Source organism: Marinomonas sp. ef1 (assembly GCF_002806845.1).
GTDB classification, from domain to species: Bacteria; Pseudomonadota; Gammaproteobacteria; order Pseudomonadales; family Marinomonadaceae; genus Marinomonas; species Marinomonas polaris.
The window spans coordinates 187,758-199,709 of sequence record NZ_NHTT01000002.1; the positions used below are offsets into that span (position 1 = coordinate 187,758).

11 protein-coding genes are annotated in these 11,952 nt (G+C 45.3%); 9 read left to right on the forward strand and 2 right to left on the reverse strand.

Annotated features, from left to right (window positions below; all coding sequences use genetic code 11):
- Positions 1-111 precede the first annotated feature (111 nt).
- Complete coding sequence (locus CCS02_RS03300) at positions 112-822, forward strand: dienelactone hydrolase family protein (RefSeq protein ID WP_072839237.1); 711 nt, start codon at positions 112-114, stop codon at positions 820-822.
- A 56-nt stretch (positions 823-878) separates the two neighbouring features.
- On the opposite strand, the gene CCS02_RS03305 is transcribed toward CCS02_RS03300, so the two are convergent.
- Together CCS02_RS03305 and CCS02_RS03310 are read right to left on the reverse strand one after the other, a co-directional pair.
- Positions 879-1,982, reverse strand: a complete 1,104-nt coding sequence (locus tag CCS02_RS03305; RefSeq protein WP_100187726.1) for an ABC transporter ATP-binding protein — start codon at positions 1,980-1,982, stop codon at positions 879-881.
- A gap of 16 nt (positions 1,983-1,998) precedes the next feature.
- A complete protein-coding gene (locus CCS02_RS03310; RefSeq protein WP_100635779.1) occupies positions 1,999-2,781 on the reverse strand; it encodes an IclR family transcriptional regulator in 783 nt (260 codons plus the stop codon).
- Between the two features lie 202 nt (positions 2,782-2,983).
- Here CCS02_RS03310 and CCS02_RS03315 point away from each other — a divergent pair, with 202 nt between their 5' ends.
- Genes CCS02_RS03315 through CCS02_RS03350 form a run of 8 tightly spaced genes read left to right on the forward strand, consistent with a single transcriptional unit; the run spans position 2,984 to position 11,952 of the window.
- Positions 2,984-3,859, forward strand: coding sequence for a carbohydrate ABC transporter permease (locus tag CCS02_RS03315; RefSeq protein ID WP_072839234.1), 876 nt, complete (start codon positions 2,984-2,986; stop codon positions 3,857-3,859).
- Positions 3,859-4,710 carry a carbohydrate ABC transporter permease gene (locus CCS02_RS03320; RefSeq protein ID WP_100187724.1) on the forward strand — a complete coding sequence of 284 codons (852 nt, stop codon included), beginning with the start codon at positions 3,859-3,861 and terminating at the stop codon, positions 4,708-4,710. The genes CCS02_RS03315 and CCS02_RS03320 overlap by 1 nt, the downstream gene beginning before the upstream one ends.
- Before the next feature lie 6 nt (positions 4,711-4,716).
- Entirely contained in the window at positions 4,717-6,891 is a 2,175-nt protein-coding gene (locus tag CCS02_RS03325) for an alpha-galactosidase (RefSeq protein WP_100635781.1), read from the forward strand.
- Positions 6,892-8,628: an IlvD/Edd family dehydratase gene (locus CCS02_RS03330; RefSeq protein WP_100635783.1), complete on the forward strand. Its 1,737-nt coding sequence runs from the start codon at positions 6,892-6,894 to the stop codon at positions 8,626-8,628.
- A complete protein-coding gene (locus CCS02_RS03335) occupies positions 8,628-9,401 on the forward strand; it encodes an SDR family NAD(P)-dependent oxidoreductase (protein WP_100635785.1) in 774 nt (257 codons plus the stop codon). Before CCS02_RS03330 ends, CCS02_RS03335 begins: the two co-directional genes overlap by 1 nt.
- A complete protein-coding gene (locus CCS02_RS03340; protein WP_100635787.1) occupies positions 9,401-10,405 on the forward strand; it encodes a 2-dehydro-3-deoxygalactonokinase in 1,005 nt (334 codons plus the stop codon). Before CCS02_RS03335 ends, CCS02_RS03340 begins: the two co-directional genes overlap by 1 nt.
- A gap of 1 nt (position 10,406) precedes the next feature.
- Complete coding sequence (locus tag CCS02_RS03345) at positions 10,407-11,042, forward strand: 2-dehydro-3-deoxy-6-phosphogalactonate aldolase (protein WP_100635789.1); 636 nt, start codon at positions 10,407-10,409, stop codon at positions 11,040-11,042.
- Positions 11,043-11,082: 40 nt separating this feature from the next.
- Positions 11,083-11,952, forward strand: coding sequence for an SMP-30/gluconolactonase/LRE family protein (locus CCS02_RS03350; protein ID WP_100635790.1), 870 nt, complete (start codon positions 11,083-11,085; stop codon positions 11,950-11,952).

Consider the following 11,952-nt stretch of genomic DNA (forward strand, 5'->3'; position numbering starts at 1 on the left):
AACGATAGAATGAGATTAAACAAGGAACTGAAGAGGAAGCAGATTGATTTCATTCTATTTTGCTGGTTACACTGAATAAACATTATTTATAAATTCTTTAAGGGGTTGCCAGTGAACCAGACATTTGAAGCGATATTTAAAGACAATGTTAAACGCATGCATTATCAAGTTGATGGACTGAGTTCAGATAAAAGCCATATTCAGGTGGTTATTTGGCCAACGTTTTCTGGATTGACAGATTTTGAAAAAGGTATTGCGGATCATATTGCGTCACTAGGGTTTTCAGCAACAGCGCTTGATTTGTATGGTATAGATCAGAATCCAGTAGAGATGGAGCAGAAGCGTGCCAAAATGGGGGCCTTGGTTGCAGAAGCCGACCCACTACACGAGTTACAAAATGAGCTAACACAATCAGCTTGTGATGCTATTCATGGTAAAACCATCGTCCATATTGGTTTTTGTCTAGGTGGTCGCTTGGCTTTGGAAGCAGGTCTGCATCTTGAAAACAGTGCTGGAGCAGTGAGTTTTCATGGTTTGATGAGTTTTTTCCGTGCTCAGTCGGAAGAAAAGGCTAATACGAAAACAAAAATTTTGGTTTTAAATGGTCACCAAGACCCGCTGGTTACAGAAGACGACGCTCAAGAAGCAAAACGTTATTGGACAAGTTTAGCGATGGATTTCCAGTTTGTTGACTTCAGTAATACCATGCACTCATTTATGTTACCGAGTGCGAATAATCCAGAGCATGGTAGTCAATACAATCCATTAGTGGCAAAACGTGGCTATAGCTATTTAGAAAGCTTTTTAGAAGAATTTATTTAAGTCAAAAGACAACATAAAAAAGCCTCGCTTAAAAAATTAGGCGAGGCTTTTTCGTTTTAACGCGCTGGTACTGGTCGATCCACTAAGGCTTCGCCATCACGGTTAAATAAGTAGCAATCTGCTTTTTTGATGCCTACTTTTACACTTTCACCATTGCGAGTTAGGTTAGAGCCGCTGACTTCAATGGTAAGTTTGCTGCCTTCAAATTGGCCGTATAGATAGGTAAGGCCACCTAAGTGCTCAGCCACATCAATATCAAGGTCAATAGTCAGATCGGCGTCTTGGATATTTTCTTTGATATGTTCAGGACGGATGCCGAGTTTTACGGTTTCGTTGACAGAGATCTTGGTTCCATCTACTTCCATCTCGATACGCTGATTTGCGATATCAATTACAGCTACGTCTTTATTGTCGATACTGACCACTTTACCTTCGAGGAAGTTCATTCTTGGTGAGCCAATAAAGCCCGCGACAAATTCGTTGGCAGGGTTGTGATAAAGCTCAAGCGGGGAGCCGACTTGTTCGACATTACCTGCACGTAGTACGACAATTTTATCAGCCAATGTCATGGCTTCGACCTGATCATGTGTCACGTAGACCATAGTAGCTTTTAGTTTGTTGTGCAGCTGCGCGATCTGAATGCGCATGTCGACACGAAGTTCGGCGTCCAGGTTAGAAAGTGGTTCATCAAACAGGAAGACTTCTGGTTGGCGAACAATCGCACGACCGATGGCAACGCGCTGACGTTGGCCACCAGAAAGTTGTTTGGGTTTACGATCCAGCAGTTCATTAAGTTGTAAAATATTGGCAGCATTGCTGACTTGTGCTTTGATTTTCTCTGGCGCTACGCCATTCATACGTAAACCAAAACTCATGTTTTCTTCCACTGTCATGTGTGGGTACAAGGCATAGGATTGAAATACCATAGCAACACCACGGTCAGCTGGTGCCACGTTATTCATATTCGTGCCATTGATCTCTAACTTGCCATCTGTAATGTCTTCAAGGCCTGCGATTAGGCGCAGTAGGGTGGATTTACCACAACCAGACGGGCCCACAAAGACCACAAATTCACCGTCTTGCAAATCTAAATTGACACCATGAATTGTCTCAATGTCATGAAACCGTTTGATGACGTTTGTTAGTTTTATCGTCGCCATAATGGACTTTCCTATGCTAGTTAGAGGCCATAGCCCCCATTCGGGTGGATACTTTCTTACAAGCGTCTTTGACCAATGTTTGAAAGTGTTGGAAGCGCGCCTCGTCTACACGAAATTTAGGTGCAGTAATACTGAGCGCGGCAATAGGTTCGTTTCTATGGTTTAAAATCACCGAAGCAGCGCATTGAATACCTTCTTCATGTTCTTCTAAATCCAAGGAAATTTTGCTTTCACGAATCTTGATAAGATCGTCTCTTAGCATCTCTTCGTTAATCAGCGTGGTGTCTGTGTGCTTGATAAAGCGCTGTTCTTTGATGGCTAGGGCTAATTGATCCTCATTGAGAAACGCCATCATGGCTTTGCCGACACCAGTACAATAAGCAGGGCCTTTTTTGCCGACTGCAGAAAATAAACGCAAACTTTTTTGGCTTTCTAATTTGTCGATGTAAATGACGTCGCCACGATCAAGAACAGCAAGGTGAATGGTTTCACCGGTTTCATCCCACAAATGTTTCATCTGATCAGCTGCTATATCGCGCACATCAATTTTTGACCAAGCTTGGTGTGCTAATTCTAGTAATCCATAGCCAGGATGATAGAGCTGAGTCACTTCATCAAAGCGAACCAAGCTCTTTTCAGTTAATGACATCAAGGTGCGATGTGCTGTGGCTTTCGGTAAGTCCGTTTTATCTACTAATTCTGCAAAGCGTAATGGCACAGGCGTCATGCAAACTTCTTGCAATAGGCTAAGTGCTTTGTCTAACGATGAGCCTCCGCTCTTAGTTTCTTGCTCTGTCATGGTTAGGTTTCCTTAATTTCTATTTTTATAATTTTCTAAGGTCGATTTAGCCTCTAAAAAAAGCCTTAAAAAATGTTCTAAATTGAGTATTGCAAAAAATGGAACTTTATTCCATTATTTTATTAGACGAGTTGTCGGAAGGTAAATTCAGATAACAAGTAGAGCAATTTATAAATTAATAAAAATAAGAGGTATGTGCACCATGCAGAAGTTGCATAGCAAGCAGCAGCAATGGATGCCGGTTTTGTTCTTAGCGCCAGCAGTCATTTTGTTTGTGGTCTACGTTATCTTTCCTATTCTCCAGAGCATCTGGTTGAGCTTTTATGAATGGGATGGAATTGGTGAAAAAACCTTCGTAGGCTTTAGTAATTACATTGAACTTTTCGATGACTATCAGTTTTGGGTGGCGTTAAAAAATAACCTGTATTGGATGGTCTTCTTCATGTTAGCGCCGCCAATTGGGTTGGGTATTGCATTATTTCTTAATCAAAAAATCATGGGCATACGTTTAGTTAAGTCTATGTTTTTCTTTCCTTTTGTTATTTCTCAAGTTGTCGTGGGTTTGGTTTTCTCTTGGTTCTATGACCCTTCTTTCGGACTTTTTAATAAAGCTATTGGCTTATTTGGAATGGAACCTGTGGCGATCTTGTCCGATGAAAATTGGGTGACGTTCGGCATCATAGTCGCGGGGCTTTGGCCACAAATTGCTTACTGCATGATCTTGTATCTCACAGGCTTAAATAATCTCAACCCAGATCAAATCGAAGCAGCGCGTTTAGACGGCGCTCATGGCTGGAAAATGTTGCGTCATGTGATTTTACCTCAGCTACGTCCCGCCACTTTTATTGCTGTCGTGGTGACTGTGATTGGTGCGCTACGAAGCTTCGACCTTGTGGCAACCATGACCAGCGGTGGTCCATTTGGCTCATCCAGCGTTCTTGCTTACTTCATGTATGAGCAATCAATCTTTAACTATCGTGCTGGATACGGTGCTGCGATTGCGACTGTGTTGTTCTTGATTATGGATATTTATATCGCCTACTTTTTGTGGCGTATGCTGAAGAGTGAGAAAGCCTAATGTTTCCAACTCCTATAGAAAAAAGATCATTACCCTTTAACTTGAGCTACCGCGTTGCGGTTTGGATTGCTTTATTTCTTTGGTTGTTACCTTTGATTGCCGTCATGATGACATCTGCTCGTTCAATGGCAGATATTAATGGCGGTAATTATTGGGGAATTCCGACTGAGTGGATGTTCTTTGAAAACTACACCATGGTGTTTACACAAACGCCAATGCTGCGCTATTTGCTTAACTCGCTAATTATCACTTTACCAGCTGTGTTTGGCGCCGTTGCCTTGTCGACACTGGCGGGTTATGCCTTAGCTAAATATAAGTTTCGCGGTAATGTGGCGCTTTTTGCCGCTTTCATTGCCGGCAATTTTGTACCCTTTCAAATCCTGATGATTCCAGTGCGTGATTTGACTATCAGTATGGGGCTGTATGACACGGCGTCTGGTTTGATTCTTTTCCATATCGCTTTTCAAACCGGTTTTTGTACCTTGTTTATGCGTAACTTCATTGTTGGTTTACCTGATGAATTGATTGAAGCGGCGCGTGTGGAAGGCGTGAGCGAATGGCAAATTTTTTGGCATGTGGTGTTGCCATTGGTTCGTCCTGCTTTGGCAGCCTTATCTGTATTGATTTTCACCTTTATTTGGAACGATTACTTCTGGGCCTTGGTATTGGTACAAAGTGATGAAGTACGTCCGATTACCGCCGGTATCAGTGCACTGAAAGGTCAGTGGATGGCATCTTGGCAGCTTATTGCAGCTGGCTCTATCGTAGCGGCTCTGCCACCAGTTATTTTGTTCTTTGCCATGCAACGTCACTTTATTGCAGGCTTAACCTTAGGCGCTACAAAAGGATAATTGATCATGTCTGAAGTGAAGAATGTGTCTTTTTATCGACAAGACTTGCTAACAAAGGACTTGCTAGGAAAAGAGCAGCAAGGCAAAACCTTGGTGATTGCTTGCCCAAAGCAAGGCGCACCTGAGTTGTTGTATTTTGGTGATGCTTTGCCCAAAACGACAGATTTAGCCAGTGTCTATTTGTCACAGCAGGCAGCCATACCGCAAGCGATGATGGATAAACCAACGCCAATGTCGTTGATTCCTGAAGCCGGTCGCGGTTGGTTGCAAACGCCAGCGGTTGAAGCCATTGCAGAAGATCGCCCAGTCTGGGCTGCGTGTTGGTCTTTGGTTGCCGTGGATGAAAAGCAAAGCGGCTTTGTCATTCGTTTGGAGGACAAGGTTGCGCAATTGTCAGTGGCGTTGAACATTGGCTTGTTGTCTTCTGGTGTATTACGCCAACAGTTGACGCTGACCAACCAAGGTCAAGCGAATGTCACCGTCCAACGCTTGGCGTGTACTTTACCAGTTGCCAGTCAATTTACCGAACGAATGGGATTCTATGGTCGATGGTGTCAGGAATTTCAACAAGAGCGCTGTGATTGGCAAGCCACTTGGTTGCAAGAAAACCGTAATGGCCGTAATTCTCAGGCGAACTTTCCTGCGGTGATTGTCGGTGAACAAGGCTTTGGTGAACAACAAGGCGAGCTTGTCGGCGCGCATTTGGCGTGGAGCGGTAATCACAGATTAAAAGCCGATTACACCGCCGAAGCTCATCGTTACTTGCAAGCTGAAGTCCTGTATTTACCTGGTGAAATCGTGCTGGCTGCCAATGAATCAATCTCGACGCCAGAATTCTTAGCCGCACACAGTACTTCTGGTTTGAACACCATGAGTCAACAATTCCATCAAGAAGCGCGCCATCGCCTGAAATTAACCAAACCTCGTCCTGTGCACCTCAATACGTGGGAAGCGTTTTATTTTGACCACGATATGGCCAAGCTGAAAGCGCTTGCGAAAGCGGCTGCCGAAGTGGGTGTCGAGCGATATATCCTCGATGATGGTTGGTTCCGTGGTCGTCATCACGACAAAGCGGCATTGGGTGATTGGTTCGTTGATGAAACTAAATACCCAGATGGATTACTGCCATTGATTAGCTATGTGAGAAACGATCTTGGTATGGAATTTGGTTTGTGGTTTGAACCTGAAATGGTCAACCCAGATTCTGATTTGTTCCGTGCTCATCCTGATTGGGCATTACAATTACCTCAGTACGAGCCAGCGTTGGCGCGTAATCAATTGGTTTTAAATCTTGCCAAACCAGAAGCTTACCAATATATCCGTGAGCGTTTATTTGCTTTGTTTACCGAGTATCCGATTGATTATGTGAAATGGGATATGAACCGAGACTACACTCAGCCGAGTGGCGATATCGCACCGCAAGCCCATGCTCAAGTTGAGGCATTGTATCGTTTGTTGAGCGAGCTCAATCAGGCGTTTCCAGCAATGGAAATCGAAAGCTGCTCGTCTGGTGGTGCGCGAGTAGATTTTGGTATTTTGAATTTCACCAAACGCTTTTGGGCGTCTGATTGCAACGATGCTTTGGAGCGTCAAACTATTCAACGTGGCTTTAGCTATTTCTTACCGCCTGAAGTGATGGGCTCTCACATTGGTCCTGATAAGAGCCACACCACAAGCCGTATTCATGACGTAGCATTCCGAGTAGGCACAGCCATGTTGGGACATTTGGGCATTGAATGGAATTTGCTAGACGCCAATGCAGAGCAGAAAGTAACGATTGCTAATTGGCTCTCTTATTACAAACAGTACCGAAGCGTTTTGCATGAAGGCAATAACTGGCGCTTGCCAAGTGCCGATGGGCGAGCGCAAACCCAATGGGCGCTGAGCCAAGACAGAACGCAAGGCCTAGCTGTTTACTGTCAATTAACCATGCCAAAGCAAGCGCAAACTTTACCGATTCGCTTACCTAATTTATTACCAGATCAGCTCTATCGAGTGAACGTTCTGGAGCATAGCCCATTGCCAGGTCATCTAATGAAAGCCTTGCCTGCGTGGTGGAAAAAAGACCTTATTTTGAATGGTGCGAGTTTGAGTCAAGTTGGACTCAGATTACCTATATTTGACCCTGAATCTCTAGTATTGCTAGCGATTCAAGCCGTACCTTTGATGGAGAAACATTGAATGAGCGACAACAATAACAAAGATAAAAAACCATTACGCAGTCAGCAATGGTACGGCAAGTTGGATAAAGACGGCTTTATTCACCGTAGTTGGATGAAAAACCAAGGCTTGCCAGATCATAGTTTTGATGGTCGCCCAATTATTGGTATTTGTAACTCGTGGAGCGAACTTACACCGTGTAATTCACATCTGCGTGAATTGGCGGAATACGTGAAACGTGGTGTTTGGGAAGCGGGCGGCGTGCCGCTGGAGTTTCCCGTAATGTCTCTGGGTGAAACTCAAATGAAGCCGACGGCGATGCTGTTCCGTAATTTGATGAGCATGGACGTTGAAGAATCCATGCGCGCCTATGGCATGGACGGTGTTGTGTTATTGGGCGGTTGTGACAAAACTACGCCTGCACAACTAATGGGTGCGTGTTCGGTGGATTTACCGACCATTGTTGTGTCATCTGGCCCAATGCTAAACGGCAAATATCGCGGCAAAGACATAGGTTCTGGTACGGATGTATGGAAATTCAGTGAAGCGGTACGTGGCGGCAAAATGAGCCTTGATACTTTCATGCGTGCTGAGTCGGGCATGTCTCGTTCTCGTGGAACTTGTATGACCATGGGAACGGCGTCGACTATGTCCTGTTTAATTGAAGCCTTGGGTATGTCGTTACCAGAAAACGGTACTTTGCCAGCAGTAGACGCGCGTCGTCAGGCACTGGCTCACATGACAGGCGCTCGCATTGTCGAAATGGTCAAAGAAGACTTAAAACCATCTGATATTTTGACTAAGACGGCTTTTGAAAACGCCATTCGTGCCAATGCGGCGATTGGTGGCTCAACCAATGCGGTGGTGCATTTGTTGGCGATTGCTGGTCGTGTCGGTGTGGATTTGACCCTAGAAGATTGGGATCGCATCGGTGCGGAAATTCCTTGTCTGGTAGATTTGATGCCTTCTGGCCGATTTCTTATGGAAGACTTTCATTACGCCGGCGGTTTCCCCGCGTTAATTCAGCGTTTGAGTCACCTGTTTGATATGAACGCCAACACGGTTTGTGGCGCTACTTTGGGTGACATTACCGAAGGTGCAGAGTGTTTCAACGAAGAAGTTATACGTCCTATCGATAAACCTTTGCGTGCAAAAGCGGGCATTGCGGTATTACGCGGTAACTTGTCGCCACTAGGCGCGATCATTAAACCGAGCGCAGCCACCCCCGCTTTGTTGCAACACACGGGTAAAGCCGTGGTGTTCGAAAACATCGAAGACTACAAAGCTCGCATTGATGCACCAGAGCTAGAAGTAGACAAAGATTCTATTCTGGTACTGAAAGGTTGCGGGCCAAAAGGTTATCCGGGTATGCCAGAAGTCGGCAACATGGCGTTGCCAAGCAAGTTGTTAGAACAAGGCATTACCGACATGGTTCGCATCAGTGATGCGCGTATGAGTGGCACGGCGTTTGGTACTGTGGTGCTGCATGTTGCGCCAGAATCGACTGTAGGTGGGCCATTGGCCTTGGTGCAAAACGGTGATGAAATTACCCTTGATGTAGAAGGTCGTGGTTTGCATTTGCATATTTCTGATGAAGAAATGGCAGCTCGTAAAGCTGCATGGCAACCTGAAGAAAGTGATTATCATCGGGGTTATGCCAAACTGTATATCGACCATGTAATGCAAGCCGATCAAGGTGCTGATTTGGATTTCCTTGTTGGCAACAGTGGGTCGAAAGTGAGCAGGGAGTCTCATTAATGACAAATAATAAAAACAAAACTGTCTTTCCTAGTTTGGCTGGACGTCACGCTCTTGTTAGTGGTGGTGCATCTGGTATTGGTGAAGCCTTGGTTCGAGCCTTAGCTCAGCAAGGCTGTTTGGTGAGCTTTTTCGATATTGATCAAAGTGCAGGTGATAGCCTTGCAAAAGAGCTAAACGATCAAGGCTTGAAAGCGCATTTTAATTTGGTTGATTTGACTGAAATAGACACGCTTCAACAAGTAATTACTGAGCGTATGGCTGATTGGGGCGCGATTCGCATTCTGGTAAACAATGCCGCTAACGATCATCGTCATACGTTACAAGACATGACGTCAGATGCATTTGATAAATGTATGTCGGTCAATCTAAAACATCATTTCTTTGCAGCTCAAACCGTCGCGCCTGCCATGGCGGCAGCTGGTGGCGGTAGCATTATTAATATGAGTTCCAACTCTTGGGTGTTGGGACTGGCTGGTTATCCGGGTTATGTGACGGCAAAAGCGGGTATTTCAGGCTTAACCAAAGGCCTGGCTCGCGAACTTGGCGGTCAGAAAATTCGTGTCAATACGGTATTGCCAGGCTGGGTAATGACGGAAAAACAAAAGCGCTTGTGGTTAACGCCAGAAGCCGAAGCCGAGCTGATGACACAGCAAGCGCTGAAAGAAAAAATTGAGCCAGAAGATGTGGCGGATTTGGTGCTGTTTTTGGGCGCTGATGACAGCCGTATGATCTCTGGACAAAGTTTGGTTGTGGATGGAGGGCGTTTGTAATGACCCAATTCAATCCTGTTTCACAACCTGCTGGTGGCCAAGCGAGCTTTATTGCCGTTGATTGGGGAACCACCAATTTACGTGCCTTTTTGATGAATCAGGATGGTCATATTCAAGCCCAGCGCGACAGTGACCGAGGCATGTTAAAGCTCGGTTCTGCTGAATTTGAAAACGTTTTATCTGATTTGTTGGGAGATTGGCTCGCACCGGATCTGCCGATTTACATGGCGGGTATGGTGGGTAGTCGCGGTGGTTGGCAAGAGGTGCCTTACCAGCATTGTCCAATCAAATTAGACGATTTGTCCGAGCACCTTTTTTGGCTGACCACATCGTTACCAAACAAGGTGGCGATCGTACCTGGCTTACGAGGTACGGGGGTGGCAGGTTTGCTTGATGTCATGCGTGGCGAAGAAACGCAATTACTGGGCGCGCTTGATTGGTTAGAAGAGCAAGGTCGTGCCGATGAGTCACCAATATTTTGCTTGCCGGGAACCCATTGTAAATGGGCGCAAATCACTGAAGGCAAGGTGACGCAGTTTTCTACTTCAATTACAGGTGAGCTTTTTGCGCGTTTGAATGACGAATCGAGTTTGGTAAAGGGTTTACCTAAATCGGATCAGCTCAACGAAGAAGCTTTCAAAAAAGGCGTGCAAGCCAGTCTACAGGCGGGCGGTATCTTGCATCATTTATTTAGTGCTCGTAGCCGTTTTGTGTGTGGTGAACTGGCGGCAGATGAAGTGCGAGATTATTTGTCCGGTGTGGTGATTGGTCATGATGTGAATGACACGTTAGAAGCTTTAAAGGTGGTGTCGTTAGAAGTGCCAAAAAGTCCTGTACTGATCATAGGTAGCGAAGGGCTTAGCGAACGTTATGCTCTGGCTTTGTCTTCGCGAGATCTTACTTCTGAATTTTTAGCGGCTAACGAAGCCAGTATTCGTGGTTTAAAGCGCTTGGCGAATCGTCAGGCAGTGTCGGCAAATAACCCGACTACAGGAGCGTTATGATATGAAACATTCTTTTAATGTATTGATGCAAGAATTCCCGATGGTTGCCATTCTTCGTGGTATTAAACCTGATGAAGTAATTGAGCATGCTCAAGTGTTAATTGCTGCGGGCTTTCGCTTACTCGAAGTGCCACTTAACTCGCCTGATGCTTTTACTAGTATTCGTTCTCTTCAGGATAAGTTTGGAGAGCAAGTATTGATTGGCGCTGGTACGGTTTTGACCATGACGCAATTGACCGAATTGGTTGCCACTGGCGCAAAATTAATGGTTTGCCCACATACGGATGTCGAGTTGATTAAAGCTGCCAAAGTAGCTGGTTTATACGCTATGCCAGGTTTTTTTACCGCGAGTGAAGCGTTTGCAGCGTTACATGCTGGTGCAGATGCGGTGAAACTGTTTCCTGCTGAAGCTTTGCCTACGATCAATGTGGTTAAAGCCTTGGGCGCTGTGATTCCCGCCGAGACTTGGTTGTGCCCTGTTGGCGGTGTGACGCCAAACAATGTGGCTGATTATTTAAATGTTGGTGCTCGTGGCTTTGGTCTAGGTTCGGCTTTGTATAAAAAAGGTCAATCTGTAGAAATGACGAAAGCCAATGCGGAAGCCTTTATGGCTGCTTGGAAGGCCTATCAAAAATAGCTTTCTTTAAGTAGACAAGACAAGTTGGAGAATAAAAACAATGAAGCAAATTAGTACTCAACGCCATCAGTTAGCCGAAGGGCCATTTTGGAGTCAACAAGAACAAGCATTGTATTGGGTTGATATTCCAGCCTGCCAGGTATGGTGTTGGCATCAGGCATCTAATGAATACCAACATTGGACTTTGCCCAAAAAAGTATCAGCGGTGTTTACGACGCAAAGTGATCGTTTGTTGGTGGCGTTGGCGGATTCTGTTGCTTATTTAGATAAGACGACAGGTGAGTTAGAGCACCTATGTAATTTGGACACCGATATTCCTGGCAATCGTAGTAACGATGCTAAATGTGATCCAAACGGTGTGTTGTGGCTTGGCACTATGGATGATGCAGAAGAGAAAGCGTCGGGTCGGTTATGGAAGGTTACACCGGAAGGCAAAAAGACATTGATGCTGGAAGGGGTTGGTATTTCCAATACTTTGGCATGGGACGAGTCTCGTGGCCGCTTTTATTTTGGCGATTCCATGACACGAAAAGTGCATATTTTTCCGTACCCAGAATTTTATGACATCCGTAGCCAAAAACCATTTTTTGAGGTGAAAGAAGGCATCGGAGCTGATGGCTCTTGTATTGATTCGGAAGGCTGTATTTGGAACGCCAATTGGAATGGGGCTCGTGTTGTACGATACAACCCAGAAGGCGAAGTGTTGCAGACGATTGAATTACCCTTCTCTAAGCCAACCAGCTGCGTGTTTGGTGGCCCTGATGGCAACACGCTATTTATCACATCCGCCAGTGTGGCGACCAGCGAAGACGACTTGGCTAAGCAGCCGCTTGCAGGTCACGTCGTTGCGATTGATTTAACAACAATAAATATTACTGGCGCGCCGAGCCAGCCATTTGCAGGAGCTTAA